The organism is Polynucleobacter yangtzensis (assembly GCF_027924165.1).
GTDB classification, from domain to species: Bacteria; Pseudomonadota; Gammaproteobacteria; order Burkholderiales; family Burkholderiaceae; genus Polynucleobacter; species Polynucleobacter yangtzensis.
On record NZ_AP026973.1, the window covers coordinates 306,978 to 323,363 of the forward strand.

The 16,386-nt window shown below is 39.7% G+C and carries 13 protein-coding genes; 9 read left to right on the top strand and 4 right to left on the bottom strand.

Annotation, left to right across the window (positions count from 1 at the left end):
* The first annotated feature begins 26 nt into the window (after window positions 1–26).
* Genes QMF28_RS01680 through QMF28_RS01700 form a run of 5 tightly spaced genes read left to right on the top strand, consistent with a single transcriptional unit; the run spans window position 27 to window position 7,661 of the window.
* Window positions 27–983, top strand: coding sequence for a glycosyltransferase family 2 protein (locus QMF28_RS01680; protein ID WP_281742885.1), 957 nt, complete (start codon window positions 27–29; stop codon window positions 981–983).
* A complete protein-coding gene (locus tag QMF28_RS01685; protein ID WP_281742887.1) occupies window positions 983–1,801 on the top strand; it encodes an ABC transporter permease in 819 nt (272 codons plus the stop codon). The genes QMF28_RS01680 and QMF28_RS01685 overlap by 1 nt, the downstream gene beginning before the upstream one ends.
* Window positions 1,791–3,137 carry an ABC transporter ATP-binding protein gene (locus QMF28_RS01690; RefSeq protein WP_281742888.1) on the top strand — a complete coding sequence of 449 codons (1,347 nt, stop codon included), beginning with the start codon at window positions 1,791–1,793 and terminating at the stop codon, window positions 3,135–3,137. Before QMF28_RS01685 ends, QMF28_RS01690 begins: the two co-directional genes overlap by 11 nt.
* Window positions 3,134–6,838, top strand: a complete 3,705-nt coding sequence (locus QMF28_RS01695; protein ID WP_281742889.1) for a glycosyltransferase — start codon at window positions 3,134–3,136, stop codon at window positions 6,836–6,838. Before QMF28_RS01690 ends, QMF28_RS01695 begins: the two co-directional genes overlap by 4 nt.
* A 22-nt stretch (window positions 6,839–6,860) precedes the next feature.
* A complete protein-coding gene (locus QMF28_RS01700; protein ID WP_281742890.1) occupies window positions 6,861–7,661 on the top strand; it encodes a 2OG-Fe(II) oxygenase in 801 nt (266 codons plus the stop codon).
* Between the two features lie 64 nt (window positions 7,662–7,725).
* Here QMF28_RS01700 and QMF28_RS01705 read toward each other — a convergent pair whose 3' ends face one another.
* The 4 genes from QMF28_RS01705 to QMF28_RS01720 are packed head-to-tail and all read right to left on the bottom strand — an operon-like array spanning window position 7,726 to window position 11,170.
* Window positions 7,726–8,142, bottom strand: coding sequence for a WbuC family cupin fold metalloprotein (locus QMF28_RS01705; protein ID WP_281742891.1), 417 nt, complete (start codon window positions 8,140–8,142; stop codon window positions 7,726–7,728).
* Window positions 8,143–8,152: 10 nt separating this feature from the next.
* Entirely contained in the window at window positions 8,153–9,280 is a 1,128-nt protein-coding gene (locus tag QMF28_RS01710) for a UDP-N-acetyl glucosamine 2-epimerase (RefSeq protein ID WP_281742892.1), read from the bottom strand.
* The gene (locus QMF28_RS01715) at window positions 9,273–10,283 is read right to left on the bottom strand and encodes a polysaccharide biosynthesis protein (protein ID WP_281742893.1); all 1,011 of its coding nucleotides are present in this window, start codon (window positions 10,281–10,283) and stop codon (window positions 9,273–9,275) included. The genes QMF28_RS01710 and QMF28_RS01715 overlap by 8 nt, the downstream gene beginning before the upstream one ends.
* Before the next feature lie 17 nt (window positions 10,284–10,300).
* Complete coding sequence (locus QMF28_RS01720) at window positions 10,301–11,170, bottom strand: dTDP-4-dehydrorhamnose reductase family protein (RefSeq protein WP_281742895.1); 870 nt, start codon at window positions 11,168–11,170, stop codon at window positions 10,301–10,303.
* Between the two features lie 160 nt (window positions 11,171–11,330).
* Between QMF28_RS01720 and QMF28_RS01725 the strand changes: the two genes are divergently transcribed.
* Genes QMF28_RS01725 through QMF28_RS01740 form a run of 4 tightly spaced genes read left to right on the top strand, consistent with a single transcriptional unit; the run spans window position 11,331 to window position 16,382 of the window.
* Window positions 11,331–12,347: a glycosyltransferase family 2 protein gene (locus QMF28_RS01725; RefSeq protein WP_281742897.1), complete on the top strand. Its 1,017-nt coding sequence runs from the start codon at window positions 11,331–11,333 to the stop codon at window positions 12,345–12,347.
* Window positions 12,344–13,519, top strand: coding sequence for a glycosyltransferase (locus QMF28_RS01730; protein WP_281742899.1), 1,176 nt, complete (start codon window positions 12,344–12,346; stop codon window positions 13,517–13,519). The genes QMF28_RS01725 and QMF28_RS01730 overlap by 4 nt, the downstream gene beginning before the upstream one ends.
* On the top strand, window positions 13,519–13,884 hold the full coding sequence (locus QMF28_RS01735) for an SMR family transporter (protein ID WP_281742900.1): 366 nt from the start codon (window positions 13,519–13,521) through the stop codon (window positions 13,882–13,884). The genes QMF28_RS01730 and QMF28_RS01735 overlap by 1 nt, the downstream gene beginning before the upstream one ends.
* Entirely contained in the window at window positions 13,869–16,382 is a 2,514-nt protein-coding gene (locus QMF28_RS01740) for a DUF7657 domain-containing protein (RefSeq protein WP_281742901.1), read from the top strand. The genes QMF28_RS01735 and QMF28_RS01740 overlap by 16 nt, the downstream gene beginning before the upstream one ends.
* Window positions 16,383–16,386: the final 4 nt, after the last annotated feature.

Here is a 16,386-nt window from a genome sequence, read left to right on the forward strand (position 1 = left end):
TTTCTGTCAAAAGTTATAATTACGCAATGAGCATATTGGAGTCAACATACCCGAAAAGCAGTCTATCTGTTGCCATATTACTAGCCACATACAATGGCGAGAAATATCTGCGCGAGCAGCTGCAATCGATAGCGGCACAGGATATGACTAATTGGGGCCTGTTTGTTTCTGATGATGGATCATCTGACGCTACCAAAAAGATATTGGCAGATTTTGCTGATGAATATGCAGATCATGAGGTAAAAGTTTTTGACGGCCCCAAAAAGGGCTTTGCACAAAATTTTCTCTCTCTTGTTTGTAATCCAGATATCGGGGCAAACTTTTTTGCTTATGCAGATCAAGATGATGTTTGGATGAAAATCAAATTGAAAAAGGCGGTGCAGTGGCTTGAGAGCGTACCATCTGACTTACCGGCGTTATATTGTTCTCGAACCGAATATGTAGATGAAAACTTAAAACACATTGCGTATTCTCCTGATTATGGGCGGCCGGCAATATTTGCAAATGCTTTAGTTCAAAATATAGCCAGCGGTAACACCATGGTATTTAATGCCGCTGCCCGTCAATTACTACAGAAAGCTGGCAAAGATGCCGATATACCTTTGCATGATTGGTGGACTTATATGCTTGTCACGGGTGCTGGTGGCGTAACGCATTTTGATAAATCCCCCACAGTTTTTTATCGCCAACATAGCAATAACCTCTGGGGCATGAATGCTGGTTGGCGCGCTAGCCTGAGTCGAATTCAGAAATTATTTGAAGGTCGATTTAAGGGTTGGAATGAGCGCCATATTATTGCCTTGAACGGTGTTACTGGCTTACTTACAGCCGATGCTAAAAAAAGAATAGATCTCTTTTCTCAATGCAGGGTTAGCAGTGGACTTGTTGAGCGCCTTATGAACTTCGAAAAATCAGGTGTCTATAGGCAGACATTTATAACGAATTTAGGTTTGCGAGTAGCCATCCTATTTAGAAAAATCTAATGCAAAACTTTTCAAGCTCACCCTTAGCAATCCTCAAAAGCTTGCATAAAAATCAGGGCCTAATACATTCTTTGATCATGAGGGAAGTTTTAGGCCGCTACCGAGGTTCAGCGCTTGGTATTTTATGGTCTTTTTTTAACCCACTTTTAATGTTGCTCGTATACACCTTCTTCTTCAGCATTGTGTTCAAGGCCCGCTGGGGCGGTGAGGGTGAGTCAAAAGCAGAATTTGCTTTGGTGCTATTTGTGGGATTGATTGTCTTTAATCTGTTTGCAGAGTGCATCAATCGTGCGCCCGGCATCATATTGGCTAATGCAAATTATGTAAAAAAGGTAATATTCCCTTTGGAAATTCTTCCTATGGTTAATCTGGGAGCTGCTTGCTTCCACATGTTAATAAGCTTTTTTGTATGGCTACTTTGCTATTGCATCTTTTTTGGTATTCCTGCGCCAACAGTTTTGTTGTTTCCTATTATCTTGTTGCCGTTCCTTCTTTTAATTTTGGGCATCTCTTGGTTCTTGGCTTCCTTAGGCGTGTATTTGCGTGATGTTTCACAAGTTACGGGCTTGGCAGTAACGGCATTGATGTTTGTCTCGCCAATTTTTTTCCCAATTACCTCATTGCCGGAGCAATATCAGCGTATTTTGATGTTCAATCCATTGACTCTGGAAATTGAGATGATGAGAGGCGCTTTAATTTTAGGGAAAGCTCCAGATTGGCTGAACTATTTTCAATATCTGGCTATTACAAGTTTAATTGCATCTATCGGATTTGCATGGTTTCAGAAAACTAGAATAGGATTTGCTGATGTCATCTAATCAGTTTTCGATCGCGGTAGAGGGGCTAAGCAAGTGCTATGAGATATATGATCACCCTCGTGATCGTTTAAAGCAATTTTTCTTTCCTAGAATTAAATCCCTTGTTGGCGCCAATCCTCATCACTACTTTCGGGAATTTTGGGCGCTAAAGGATATTTCTTTTTCAGTACCCAAGGGTGAGACTGTTGGTGTTATTGGAAAGAATGGTAGTGGTAAATCCACGCTGCTTCAGATGATATGTGGCACCTTAAGTCCAACCCTAGGCTCGATTAGAACTCATGGCCGAATCGCCGCTCTTTTGGAGTTGGGGTCTGGGTTTAATCCAGAATTTACGGGGCGCGAAAATATCTACCTAAATGCAGCAGTACTGGGATTATCTAAAGAAGAGATTGACGCTTGCTATGACGATATTTTGGCATTTGCAGATATTGGGGAATTTGTTAACCAGCCGGTGAAGACATACTCAAGTGGTATGGGTGTGCGCTTGGCATTTGCAGTTCAGTCTCAGATTAATCCAGACATTTTGATTGTTGACGAAGCGCTATCCGTTGGTGATGTTCGTTTTCAGGCTAAATGCTTTGAACGTCTTCGCCAGCTTAAAGATAACGGCACTAGCATCTTATTGGTGACGCATTCGAGTGAGCAAATCGTCTCCCACTGTTCGTCGGCCATATTGCTGAACGAAGGTAGGCAAATTGAGCTTGGTGAGCCGAGAAAAGTAGTCAACCGATATAACGATCTTCTATTTGGAAAAGAAAAAAAATCATTAGAAGTTTCCATGCCGCCAGGCAAAGATCTCAGTCCGGTTACAAAAGAAGATGAATTTCAATTAAATTTGATAGAAGATGTTTTCAGTACGCATGTTGGGTTTAATCCGCATGAGTATCGTTGGGGCGACGGCTCAGTTTCTATCCTTGATTTTTATCTGTCTGCAGATGGAGTCAGCTATCCCAGCGCAATTGAGTCGGGCCAAGAAATTCTTTTAGCCCTATCAATTAGATTCACAAATGAATTGGTGCGTCCCATCCTGGGGATTACCATCAAGACAAAAGAGGGTATTACTGTCTATGGCGCTAATTCTGAAACCTTGGATTGTGAGGCAATATATGAGTCTGGTTCTAAAGGCTCGGCGATTGTTGTCAAGGCAAAATTTAAGGCAGATCTAGCCCCTGGAGATTATTTCATCTCCTTGGGGGTGGTAACAAAACAGGGCGAAGATCTCACGCCACATGATCGCCGCTATGACTCGATACATCTAGCAGTAAGACCAAATAGACAATTTTTTGGATTAATTAATTTAGCTATGCAATTAGAAGTAAGTGCCACTTCATTATGAAAAATACTTTAAAGAATTTGGGATATCGGTTTGATGACGAAAGAGCTATTTGGAGACATCCTGAGTATCGAGGTATTTCATACAACGATGGCGATGAGATTGAAACAAGAATCGGCGGCATTATTGCATCTAGCGAGGATATTTCCGTGCTCTCAACGGAGTTGCGCGGCAAAGTGACCGATTGGGCCTCCCTCTACCATCTATCTAGTGTGCGCTCTAATATCCTCAGGCCTTATCAAAAGATATTCAAAGGCGATGTATTGGAAATTGGTGCCGGATGTGGAGCGATTACTAGATATTTAGGTGAGCAGGGTGCAAACATATTGGCATTGGAAGGGAGTCCTAGGCGAGCAAGCATTGCGCGTTCTCGTACCAGGGACTTGGAGAATGTAACTGTTTTAAGTGAAAGGTTTGATCAATTTAAAACTGACCAAACCTTTGATGTCATTACCTTAATTGGTGTGCTGGAGTATGCTAATTTATTCACGCCCGGTGATGAGCCGGCGTTGAATATGTTAAAGCGCGTTCGGCAGCTTCTGAAGCCAACGGGGCAGCTAATTATCGCAATTGAAAATCAACTGGGATTAAAGTATTTTGCTGGTGCGCCTGAAGACCATTTGGGCACTCCAATGTATGGTGTGGAGGGAAGGTATCAGAAGGACCAACCTCAAACCTTTGGAAAAAAAGTGCTAGAGGAAATGCTTGTTAAGTCTGAGCTTTCTCATTCCCAATTTATGGCTCCGTTTCCAGACTATAAATTGCCTACTTCGATCGTGACTGAAAGCGGGTTTAAAAGCCCAAATTTTGACGCAGCCGCCTTTGCATGGCAAAGCGTTAAAAAGGACCACCAGCTGCCACCCTGCACCCATTTCTCATTGGAGCTAGCTTGGGCTGATGTAGTTAAGAATGGATTAGGTCTTGATATGGCAAATTCATTTTTAATTCTTGCCTCCCCAGCTGCTGCGGGAGTTCCGTCAACTGATATTTTGGCTTATCACTACAGTGCAGAGCGTTTAGCTTCTTACTGTAAAGAAACTTTATTTATTTCAAAAGATCATGACGTTGATGTAGTTCACTTCCCGCTAAAAACAAATTTTAATAAAATAAGTGATTTGGATGGACCTGTAAATTTTCTATTTCCAGAGAGTCAGAAATATAGCTTGGGTAAAACGCTCTCATGGGAGTTCATTCAAATCGTTAGTCGAGATGGATGGACTTTTGAAGAGGTTGGAAAATATTTCAAAAGATATGTACGTATTTTAGAGGGGCTTATCTCAAAAGATGGAGGATTGGCTGAACTAAAATCATGCCAAGATTTGGTTCCTGCGAAATATTTTGATGGCATACCTCAAAATATTGTCATCACCCCAGAGGGGGCGCCCATCTTCTTTGATACGGAATGGGTTTTAAAAACTGATATAGAGCTAGGAAGGGTGTTGTTAAGGGCAATACTCAATCTCCTTCCATTGGTAAGTAGATATGGAAAAAATATTTCTTATGATGAATTAACACACCGTCAATTCATTGAACAAGTATTTTCTTCGGTTGGCATTAATGTTAGTGACGATGACATTAATTACTACATACAGCAAGAATCAGAAGTGCAAAATCAGATTTACGGCAGACCGCTTGAGAAGCCAATGGAGTGGGGCTTAGGCAATCACCTTAATTTTTTAAATACATATTTGTATTCGAGAAAGAAAGATCAAGAAGTAGTGCAAAATGTACATACCATTAGCCAATTGAATGATGCAATTAGGATGTATGAGAATTCTAAAAGCTGGATCTTAACAAGACCTCTCAGAAAAAGTGTAAAGCTTGCAAAAAAGATATCGTCGTTCATAAAAAATTTACCAAATACTATTCGCAATAAATTACATTTAGAAAATGGGGTTCAAGCTCAAGTAAAAAGTTGGTTAAAGATTTTGCGTGATGAAGGTTTTGTTGAATTTCTTAAGGCAATAAAAAAATTCATTCGTCGGATTGGCACAGAAAAACAAAGCGCTTTTTCAATTTGGCTGGATCAATATTCAGCCTTATTCAATTCTGCGGAAGAGAATCTTAATTCTAAGTCTAAGGATTTTGAGAGGACCCCACTGATTTCTATTGTGATGCCAGTCTATAAAACGAATCATCAATGGCTTAAAGAGGCTATTGAATCGGTGATTCAGCAAAGTTATCCGCATTGGGAATTATGTATTGCTGATGATGCATCTCAGGATGGTAAATTGCGAGAAATACTTGAGAGTTATGCGGCAAAAGATGCCCGCATAAAAGTATATTTTTCAAACATAAATGAACATATTTCTGCAGCCTCAAATCATGCGCTAACTTTAGCTACTGGGGAATGGGTTGGTCTCTTGGATCACGATGATCTTTTGGATAAAAATGCCCTTTTATGGATTGTTGGGTCGATTAATGAAAATCCTAATGCCAGTCTTATTTATTCGGATGAGGCAAAGATTGATGAGGTTGGTAACAAATTTGCGCCATATTTTAAGCCCGACTGGAATAGAGATCTTTTTTATTCTCAAAATTATATCTGTCACTTTGGAGCCTATAAGACCTCAATTCTTAAAGATGTAGGCGGATTTAGGCTTGGCTTTGAGGGGGCCCAAGACTATGATTTGGCGTTAAGATTTATAGAGAAGATTTCAGATGGCGATATAGTTCACGTGCCACGACTCTTGTATTATTGGCGCGCCCATCAATTGAGTACCGCTCAATCGGGTTCAGCTAAGAATTATGCAAAAGATGCGGGTAAAAGGGCGTTACAAGAGCACCTCGATCGAATAGGCATTAGAGCTAATGTAAACTCAACTATTGACGGATATCGCGTAAGTTATGCGTTGCCAAAAAACTTGCCATTAGTTAGTTTAATTATCCCAACAAGAAATAGTAAGGCACTTGTTGAGCAGTGTATTGAAAGTATCATTAAAAAAACTAAATATCAGAATTATGAAATTATCTTAGTTGATAACGGTTCTGATGAAAATGAAAGCCTCAATTATTTCAAAACAGCTGAAATCGAGTATGGAATTAGGGTTATTAAATATGACGGTGAATTTAATTATTCCGCTATAAATAATTATGCAGCTTCTGAGGCTAAGGGAGAGTTGTTATGTTTAGTAAACAACGATATTGAGGTTATAAGCCCTGAGTGGCTCGGCGAAATGGTTTCCTTGGCCATTCAGCCAAGGGTTGGGGCGGTCGGCGCGAAACTACTGTATTCAGATTCTTCACTTCAGCATGGGGGGGTGGTTTTGGGTGTTGGCGGAGTGGCTGGGCATAGTCATAAATATCTTTCGGATGGGGGGGCAGGTTACTTCAACCGCGCAAATCTTATTAGTTCCTATTCGGCAGTTACAGCAGCATGCCTCTTGGTTAGAAAAGAACTTTTTCTAATGGTTGGCGGGTTGAATGAATCTAATTTAAAGATAGCTTTTAATGACGTTGATTTTTGTCTAAAACTTCAAGAGGCTGGGTATGCGAACGTATGGACACCTTATGCAAAGTTATTTCATCACGAATCAGCAACGCGTGGCCCGGAAGATAGCCCAGAAAAAGTTAATCGATTTAACTCTGAGGTGGAGTATATGAAAAAACGTTGGGACAGCATCCTTGGAAAGGATCCTGCATATAACCCAAATTTAACATTAGAACGTGAAGATTTTAGTTTGGCTTTTCCGCCAAGAATGTAATGTGATTTTTTGGAGATAAACTATGAATGAAGTACCAAGTATTGAGACTTTAGTCTCCCTTATTCTGGAGAGGCTTAAAAAAGCTGAATCCGAAATACTTGAGCAGTGGGAGAATCCCAAGGGGACTAAAACTAAGCACTTTTTTATTGATAATTTCCTCCCCCTGGAGATTGCAGAGTCAATATATGAAGGGTTCCCCAAAAATGCCTCTGGCTTTCATGATCGTGAGTCTTTTAGGGAGAAAAAGAGAACTTCAGCAAATTTATCCGATCACCCTCAAATTCTTGGCAATATTACTTATGCCATTCAAGATCAAAGAGTTGTCGATTGCATAGAGAAGTTGGTTGGGATGAGCGCGTTAGAGCCTGATCCAAGGCTATATGCTGGTGGGTTGTCAATGATGTTCAAAAGCGACTTCTTGAATCCACATATTGATAATAGTCATGATGGCCAAAGAGATCGCTATCGTAGATTAAATTTGTTGTACTACGTAAGTCCTGATTGGGGCTTTGAAAATGGTGGGAATTTTGAGCTATGGAACTACGATAGAACTATTCCCAAGACTATAACTTGCATGTTCAATCGCTTTGTTGTTATGGAAACAAATAAAGACTCTTGGCATTCTGTTAGTCCGGTTCAGGTTGATAGGCCAAGATGCTGCGTTTCAAATTATTTCTTCTCCGTAAATTCGCCTGATGCAACTGAATATTTTCATGTCACATCATTTGATGGCAGGCCACAGGAAAAATTAAAGCGCTTATTTGGGCGTATTGATAATTCGGTTAGAAATTTTATATCTAAGGCCATTAAGCTTAAGGGATAGCGCTGGAGTTTAAGATTAGTTGATTGAGGTATCTTTTGGATTCAGGGGTGCCCTCCTCTGGAGCTCATGGCGCGAGTTCTTTGGCGTGGATTGGATTGAATGGCCCCTCTTTGATTTCTAGCAAAACAGAGCCTGGCGATTTTGAGAGGACTGTATGCCAGGATGCCGGAGAAACCTCCGCCCCTAAGCAGGGGTCGAGATTTGAATCGGCACCAAAATTTATTATTTGATCTATATGCCCAGAATTATCAAATATAAAAAGAGAAAATGATCCCCTTATCGCAAGGAGCAACTCTTTTTTGCCATCAATGCTATGGCGATGCGGTCTAATATAGCTATCTGGTTCAATGCCGTTAAATAATCTTTGGCATAACTCATTATGATTAGTGTGAATATTTAAATGCTGCCTTAATCTTGGGGAGAGCCTTGCTTTTCTGGATAACTCATCCAAATCTAGGTGTTTTAATTCAAGCTCATTCATACGATTAGAACTATTTTTTCCAAACTTTACTATTAACAAAGTCAGTGTAGCTTTGGATAATTCTTAAAACTTTATCAGAGACGTTTTGCGTTTCATAATCCTTCACCATATAAATATCTCTTTTTGACCCTCTGCTTTGGCTCTCTAAAATTTCAAGACATTGCAAAACCCTGTCGACGTTTAGACCTGAAAACATTACTGCTGCCTCCTCGAATCCCTCGGGTCTTTCATGCACTTCTCTCAAATTTATCGCAGGAAAGTTAAGAATTGATGATTCTTCCGTGATTGTGCCGCTATCTGAAAGAGCTGCTTTTGCATTCATTTGTAAATGAACATAATCTAAAAAGCCAAATGGCTTATGAAAAACTACCAGTGGATCTATATCGATCTTTAATTCATCAAGTTTTTTTCTGGTGCGGGGATGGGTTGAAACAATTACTGGGTATTGATATTTTTTTGCAATAGCATCAAGGATTTCCAGTAATTTTTTCAGGTTATTCTGTGAGTCAACGTTTTCCTCCCGATGGGAGCTAACGATAAAGTACTTTTCTTGTGAAATGCCTAATTCTTTCAAGATGTTAGATGAATTTATTTGCGGCAAGTAATATTCAAGAACTTCTCTCATTGGACTTCCTGTTTTGATGACTTGGTCAGGTGGAAGCCCTTCTCGGAGAAGGTAGTCTCTAGCTATTTCACTATAAGTTAAGTTGATGTCAGAGGTGTGGTCAACAATCCGTCGATTGATTTCTTCTGGCACTCTAAAATCAAAGCATCTATTCCCTGCTTCCATGTGAAAAATTGGTATCTTTCTGCGTTTGGCGGAGATAGCTGAGATACAGCTATTTGTATCTCCTAGCAGTAAGATGGCTTCTGGTGAGTAGGTTTCCATGGCCTTATCTGCGGAAATAATGACCTTTCCTATTGTTTCTGCTGCATTTACACCGGCTGAATCTAGAAAACTATCCGGCTTCCTGATACCTAGCTCCTTGAAGAAAACCTCATTTAATTCGTAATCATAATTTTGGCCGGTATGTACTAAGGTGTGGTCTGTAAATGCATCTAATTTTGGAATGACGCGAGAGAGGCGAATAATTTCTGGCCTAGTGCCGATGATGGTCATTATTTTTAATTTACGCATTTACTGCTTTCTGTACCCAGTCAAGTTTAAGCAAAGTTTTTTTAACGCCCGGTATATCTAGCCTGTCGGTATTGTGTGATGTGTAATCATCAATTCTAGAGACTTTTGTTTCTCCTTCGACAAAGAATTTGCTGTAATTAAGATCTCGGGTATCTGCTGGTATACGGTAATAGTTGCCCAAATCCTCTGATCTTGCCATTTCCTCGCGGGACACTAGTGACTCATAGAGTTTTTCGCCATGACGCGTTCCGATTACTTTAATTTCTGTATTAGACTTTAATAGCTCCTTGATTGCCGTTGCTAAATCTCCAACAGTAGAGGCTGGTGATTTTTGAACGAAAATATCACCTGGTTTTGCGTTCGTGAAGGCATAGATTACAAGGGCAACTGATTCCTCAAGTGACATCAGAAATCGAGTCATAGTGGGGTCTGTAATGGTGAGTGGTTTTCCTGATTTAATTTGATCTATAAACAGGGGTATAACGGATCCTCTGGATCCCATTACATTTCCATAGCGGGTAGCACAAAGAACGGTTTTATTTGGATCGCAAATCCGAGATTTGGCTACCATTACCTTTTCCATCAGAGCCTTGGAAATACCCATGGCATTAATCGGATAAACCGCCTTGTCAGTACTTAGGACAACGCAGCGCTTTACCTCATGTTCAATTGCTGCGGCCATTACATTTTCAGCGCCAAGAACGTTCGTTTTTACTGCCTCCATTGGGTAAAATTCGCATGAAGGCACTTGCTTCAGGGCAGCAGCGTGAAAAATGAAGTCAACCCCGCGAACTGCATCGCTTACGCTGCTGTAATCTCGTACATCACCTATATAAAATTTAAGCTTGTCATTATTTAGGGCAAGACGCATCTCTTCTTGTTTTTTTTCATCTCTACTGAAGATCCGAATTTCTCGCAAATCAGAATCTAGAAATTGCTGAAGCACAGCGTTCCCAAAAGAGCCGGTGCCGCCAGTTATAAGTAGTATTTTATCTTTAAACATTATTTGCCTTAGTGCGTCTATCCAAAATTTTTCATGCTTAATATAAGATCCGGCCAGCCGGGGGGGGAATATCCTGTTGCCGCTTGAAATCGAGATGAATCCAAAGACCTATCTATTTTTAGTTTGTCGGTTGGGATAATATTAATTTCTTTCCCATAGATATTCTTAGTTAGCTCTAGTAGATGAAACTTGTCTATAGGATCGCTGGAAATATGGTACACACCACGCATAGATTTATTGGGTATTACATAATCTCGAATTACTTTAGAGAGTTCAATGGTTGGCAGACCAGAAAATATTGCTTTCGTAAACCCCTGAATTTCACCGGATTGGGATAAGAACCAATTAATTAAACTTTTATTGGAATGCATTTCATGCCCAATAATTGATGTGCGGAGGGTGATGGTATTAGGGTAATCGACTTCCCCGAGATATTTGCTTCTTCCGTATAAATCATTCGCGTCTGGAAAGTCGGACTCTGTATATAAGCCTTTATTGCCAGAAAAAACACAGTCTGTACTTAGGTGAATAAGTCGCGATTGGTGCGATAAACAGATTTTGGCTAATTGATGTGGAAGCAGGGAATTGATAGGGATTACTTGCAGTGGATCATCCGCTTCAGATAATTGTTTGACTATTCCGATGCAGTTAACTACAACATCAGGCTTAAGGGTTTTGATAATATCGGCCAATTGGGCTAAATTACCTACATCCAGGCCACTTAGGATCTGCTGCGCATCTTCCGCCTTGAAGCGCTTAATATCACTTGAGTTGCGAATGGTTCCGTAAGAGATAAAACCTGGGCTCTGATTGAGATATCGAAAAAGTGTATTCCCCATCATGCCAGTAGCGCCAAGAATCAATGCAGTGGTTGGTTTTAGTGTCATTTTTATCAGCATTTACCTTAAATACAGCAAATACTTACTAAGCAAGTAAGAGTGGCTCTAATTATTAAGGCGTTATAAAATAATCGATACATATAGTCCTTAAATTGATAGGGCTAAATATAGTCTATGTGAATATACAAACATTTTAATCGGGAATGCTTTGCTAAAAGCCAAAACTAATAATAGTTATTCAATTGCGGTTGTTATACCTTGCTATAAGGTAACCAAGCATATTTTGGGGGTAATAGGCTCAATAGGGCCGGAAATCGACCATATCTATGTGGTTGATGACGCTTGCCCGGAGAATACGGGCAAGATGGTGCAGAAGGAGTGCAATGATTCTAGAGTATCGGCGATTTTTTCTAAAAAAAATCAGGGCGTTGGAGGCGCTGTAATGGCGGGATACCAGGCTGCAATAGATGCTGGGTACGACATCATTGTTAAATTAGATGGTGATGGTCAAATGGATCCCAATTTAATTGAGCAATTTATTGAGCCAATAATGTCGGGAACGGCAGACTATACCAAAGGTAATCGATTTTTCAACCTCGAGGAAATTTCAGCGATGCCAAAAGTCCGTCTTTTTGGAAATGCTGGACTTTCCTTTTTAACTAAGATTTCTTCGGGTTATTGGGATCTATTTGACCCCACAAATGGCTATACTGCAATTCGCTCAAGCGTAGCCAGTATTCTGCCCTTCAAAAAAATTAGTAAAAGATATTTCTTTGAAACCGATATGTTATTTCGCTTGAATATTGCTCGCGCTGTTGTGGTTGATGTTCCTATGAATGCGCGATATGGGGATGAGATCAGTAATTTAAAAATCTCAAAAGTAATTGGCGAATTTTTTATTAAAAATATAAAAAATTTCATTAAGAGAATTTTTTATAATTATTACCTAAGGGATATGTCTATAGCTTCACTTGAGTTACCCATCGGTCTTTTCCTTCTGATTTTCGGCGGTGTTTTTGGTGTCTCAAATTGGATTTCTTCTGCTCGAGCTGGAGTTGCAACCTCTGCTGGAACTGTAATGATAGTAGGAATGTCTTTGATTATGGGGCTTCAATTGGTTTTGGCCTTTTTTGCCTATGATATTTCTACGGTCCCGAGGCGTCCATTAGGGGGGCGAAAATCTCCTTTGGCAAGCTCTTCAAAAAGCGACTCTAAGTCTATATGAAGATTTTTGTTATTCACGAAGTAAGTTATGTTGAGAAGCCAGTCTACGAGTATCAAGATTTTGCGGAGCGATTAAGTTCGCGCGGTCATGAAGTAACGGTGATAGATTTTTGTGAGCATCAGACTTCAAAATTAAAAAAAAGTTTAGTCAGTAAAACGGGTCTTTCAAAGATAAGACTTGTTAACTTGCCAAATAACGGCATTCCCTTAATTAAGTACCTGACTGCAAAATTATTCTTTCCCATTCGGTTGCGGCGTTTAATTAAAGAATACCAGCCAGATGCAATTCTTCTCTACTCTGTTTTTATAAATGGAGTGGGGGCAGTTAGGGTGGCACAAAAAAAGAAAATTCCCATTGTGTTTAGAGTGCTCGATGCCTATCACTTGCTGAGAAATAGCCCCATAGAATCACGGTTATTAAAGTTGAGCGAAAAATTTATTTATCAACACGTAGATAAATTATCAGTAACCAATGCCAAGATGGGCGACTATGTGAAACGATTAGTTGGGTCTGAGGCTCCATTGCCAGATTTAGATGTTCTTGATCATGGCGTTGATACGACTCACTTTAGACGCTTAGCCAAGGACGAGTCTATGGCTAAGCAGCTAGGGGTGCTGAATGATGATTTCGTATGTATTTTTTTGGGTACTACATATGAATTTAGTCGGTTAGATAAGTTAGTGGAGGCAATCCCCTTGATTCTGAAGGCGGTTCCAAATTTTAAGTTGTTAATTATTGGGGCTGGTGAACTCGATGACTCTATTGCAAACGCAGCAAATCAGCTTAATGTAAATGACCGCGTTATTCAGGTTGGAATGATCCCCTACCAAAAATTGCCGCAATATTTAAGTCTTGGAAATATAGCTATAAATCCGTTTGAAATAAATTCTATTACACGCGATATTGTTCCAATTAAAATACTTCAGTACTTGGCCTCTGAATTGCCTGTAGTATCGACCCCATTGCCTGACCTGGTTTTAAAGATACCCTCAACTTCAGGTGGTATATGGTTCTCAGCTAGTGATCTGATGACAGATTTTATTAGTACTCTATTGAAGGTCATTGAGTTGCAGAATCTTTCTAAAGCAGGCGAGCAAGCGAGAAGTTTTATGGAGTTAAATTTTTCAATCAATCACGCAGTTCAAAAGCTTGAGAAGGCATTAGGCGGCTAATGGAATATTTTTTAATTATAGTTGTTACATGTATAACCCTTGGGAGTCAATTGCTTTTAAAAAAAGCAATTGGTGCGATAGGTCCCTTAGCCGAAATTAGCGCATTTAAATTTTTATTTGCTGCGCTTACCTCACCCTATGTGTTGACGGCTATTGCACTTCAAGGCATTGGTTTTATGCTTTGGTTTTTTGTTTTAAGCAAAGTGAAGCTCGGAGTTGCTTTCGCAATTTCTGGTGCTTTTTTTTATGTGCTAATTGCAATCTCCACTTGGATCTTCTTTGGGGAGAAATTAACGCTGACCCAATGGATTGGGTTAGTGCTAATTAGCTGTGGCGTTATTTTGCTCTCTTGCTTCCAAAGCTAATGGTATTACAAAGATACGCCGCTAGAATTTCTTTTCTACTTGCCTTATTGGCGCTAATTTTATTTTTTTCTGTTTCTCTAAGGACCTACTCTAGTTTTTATATCGACCTTGCAACAAATAATGTTGATACCATCACCTTCTCAGTAGAGAAAAATCGCTCCGAATTGGTTTTGGAAAAGAACTTGAGGGTTAATCCTGATAATCTACTTCATCGCTATGCCATTGATTTTCCCTCTGCAGCTCCCAGGGCTATAAATTTAACAATTGAGTCTGGTGAAATTAGGGATGTAAAAGCCTTTTTTGAGAGCTTGTTAATTTCTGTAAGTTACTCATGTCCGTCGATTTATTTGAAAAAAGAAATCGTTCAATCAGACTCAGTTCCTGCCAACTGTAATGTGTATCAGAATAATGGGAAATCAAATATTGTCTTTCCCGTTATTCAAAAATCTGGTCTACAAGAGGTAAGGATTCATTGGCAAGGTTTTTTTTCGGGTCTGATATTTTCTATAGCTACATTTTTCATGGCTATGTTTATGTTCCGTATTAATAGCTCGAAACTGCTCAAATCTCGTGGAGTGCTCCTAAACGCAAGGTCATGCAATCTCTATCTGTTGGCAGCATATTTTTTCATTGCCTTTTTGTCATTTAATTTGCACTCATCATCAATAGGTGTTTGGAAAGCCTACGTACCTTCCACACCAACAAATGGCGTTCTTCTTGGTGAGCCAAGGGCAATCCGTTCTGATGAATGGCTAGTACAAACTCCCTTAATAGCCTCAGAGGTAGAGCATGATTTCAGGTTGAGCAATCCAGCACTGGGGGCAGATGGAAGCTCCTTGGTTGCAGGAGTTCCGGTGAATGGGGTTCATGCATTTTTTCAGCCCAGATATTGGGGTTTTTATTTATTTGGCTTTGAAAAAGGCCTTTCCTGGCTTTATGCATGGAGAATATTTGGGCTTATATTGACTGGTTTTACCCTATTTTCCTTAATTACGCGCGGGGATTTTTACTTATCCCTTGTTGGGTCTTTGTGGATATTTTTATCGCCATTTACGCAATGGTGGTTTGGGACTAATTTGCCAGATATGTTGATAGGAATGATGGGGGGAATTTCTTCACTCTATTTCTTATTTTTTGCTAAGAAAATTAGCAATCAAATTATTGGCGCAATATTTTTTCTATTATTTTCTATATCGTTTGTATTTGCCTTATATCCTCCATTCCAGGTGCCACTGATGTATTGTGGGGTATTCATACTGCTTGGGTTAATTTTCAGAGATATATCTTATTACCCCAAGATGACCAAAATGACTGGAAAGATCGCAACCCTTTTCTTGGCGTTGTTAGCCATTTTTTCAATTTTATTAATTTGGTATTTACAGGCAAAAAATATCATCAGTATTGTTCAATCTAGTGCGTATCCAGGAGCAAGGGTTTCTTTGGGCGGTGACTTTCCCGCAAATAGATTTTTTGCAGGGCTATTTGGGCAATTTTTATCGGAAAATAGCTATCCATTGTCCTTGGGAAATGTTTGCGAGGCGGCTAGTATGTTGTTATTGTTTCCTGTGGCGTGGGTGGCTCTCATCTATAGGTGGAAGGGGGTGAAAAAGATTGATGCATTATCTTTTTTCTTATCACTCTATTTGCTATTGATGATTGTATGGATGTTTGTTGGTTTTCCAAATTTTTTAGCTTTAGCTACTAAATTTAGCTTATCGCCTCCTTATAGATCCTTCGTGGGAATTGGTATTGGAAGCATCTTCTTGGTCATCTCAGTTTTTTCTTTGAATGCCAGCCTTCATAAAGCAATTTACCTAAAAGATCGATTCTTTTGGTTGGCTTTCCTTTTTAGTGCAAGTTTGATACTTGTCTCGTTATATTTTTTATATTTATCCTTTCCGGATTTCTTAACGCCATTTCGCACTGGTTTGATTTTGCTTACCTGTCTAGTCTTGATCTATGCACTTCTTTCGAGCAATAAGACGCTATTTATTATTGCAATCATGTCGTTTTGTATTAACGGGTTATGGGTTAATCCCATCTCTTCTGGGGTTAATGTACTGAGGAATTCTGAATTAAAGGTGTTAATTCATGAGGAGCAGGCTTCTGGTAACGGTATGTGGTTGGTATCGCCCGGGACAATTTACCCCCAATATTTCAAAGTTTTGGGTGCAAATGTATGGAATGGGGTGCGTTTTATTACCAGCCCCGGGGATATGTCATCGCTTGACCCAGATGGAAAAAATCGAGATATTTGGTACAGGTATGCACATATCTCAGTTGATAGCCTTCCGAGCGGCAGTCAACCAATTTTTAAATTAAAGCAATCTGACTTATACGAGCTTTCCCTCGATCTATGCTCTAAAGGAGTTCAGGAGATGGGTATCACAAACTTTGTTTTTGTTGAGAAGCAAGAGGCCATGAAAGTGCCGTGCCTTGAATTGGTAAGGCCATTTCCGGTAAGTGGGTTCTGGATTTACCGGCGAAAAATCGAATAAGTTA